This window comes from Vibrio sp. 378, assembly GCF_033339435.1.
In genome coordinates this window covers 1-1,362 of the sequence record NZ_JAWOUO010000081.1, presented here as the reverse complement: position 1 = coordinate 1,362, position 1,362 = coordinate 1, and the positions used below count along the sequence as shown (strand labels likewise).

General features: G+C 44.8%; 1 protein-coding gene. It reads right to left on the bottom strand.

Features of this window, described 5'->3' with window-relative positions; translation table 11 throughout:
- Positions 1-1,284 (bottom strand): L,D-transpeptidase family protein (locus tag R7Q48_RS24225; RefSeq protein ID WP_318132630.1); only part of this gene is annotated, 1,284 nt, incomplete at its 3' end.
- Between the last annotated feature and the right edge of the window lie 78 nt (positions 1,285-1,362).

Sequence of the window (1,362 nt, the reverse complement as noted above, 5' to 3'; positions counted from 1 at the left end):
GTTTTTACTCGGCGTGTCGTGTAGATATATGGCTTGTGGGTTCGGCATGTTGAATTTGTACAAACCCAACGCATTGTGCGAACCAGAAGCCTGACGCATGCGGTACGGGAAGGTTCTTGGATTAACTGTTGCCCAGTTGATCGTGGTTGGATCGATGATTTCGCGCGACGTCCAAGAACGGATGATTTGAATGTTATGTTCCATTAAATACATCGGATTGCGTTTCACTTTTGGAATAATGTCTTTCACCATGATTTTCCAAGGCACATTCCAAGTAGGATTTAAGATCACCGAATCTAGCGTTCCAGTCATGATTGGGGTTTTTCTTGAAGCTCGACCAACCACAACTTTTGATTCAAACAGTGGCTGACCATCATGCCAGTACGTAACTTCATAACCCGGCACGTTCACAAACACGACATTGTCTCGTTCTTTCGCCCAAATACGAGAACGCTCCGCATTCAATGCCAGCAAGTGTAAACGTTGTTGAGGAGAGAAGTTGATCCAACGAATGGTGTTCGGACCAATTACGCCATCTTGGTTCAAGCCATGAATACGCTGGAACTCTTTCACCGCCAGCTCCAAATTTTCATCGTATTGCGGTATTTCTGAATCGATGTAACTGACATCCACTCCGACGATCGCCATGCGTTCAACAAGGGTTGATTTGTTTTCTATCGGATCACCGACGCGCAACAGACCTTTTTGCTCATAGAAAGGATATTGATATTGCGAGAATTCAGAAAGCGAAGCAAATACCGTATTAAACGAGGCATCCATTTGCAAAGGCGAGCGCAAGCTGGCTAAAAACTGGTCCAACTTCCCTACCGTGATCTCATTGCTCAGTACCGATAGCGTATCCACACTAGGCGCAGGAAAGCTCACATGGGCTTTATTTGCAAACAACCAGTTAACGCCTTCTTGAGGAACCTGCTCAAGATAGCTGAGGTACATAAGGAGGGAATCGGTCATCACCAAATCGAAGTCAAGGTTGTCTCCTTTCCATCTTACTTGGTTAATACGATGCAGTTGGTTGTCAAACTCTTTAGAAACGTCAGCAAGCGCGACCAGCTTCATCTGAAAAATGAACTGTTCAACATCGCTCTCATTTTCCCAATTCAAACGGTAATTCGTACTTTGATAAAGTTGATCAATCACCGTTGGATAATGGATCATTTTTTCGACAGACAACTGCTCTACGGCCCCTTCTTGCTCCGTTTGGGCAGAAGCATCGAGAGAAACCACGGTAGAAAAGCTGCAAAACGGCACCAGAAGTGCCGTCATGATTAAAACCCTAGCAAACACTGAAACGATCCTTGCGCTACTTGCCATAAAAAAAGTATGGCAAATATCTCACAGCTT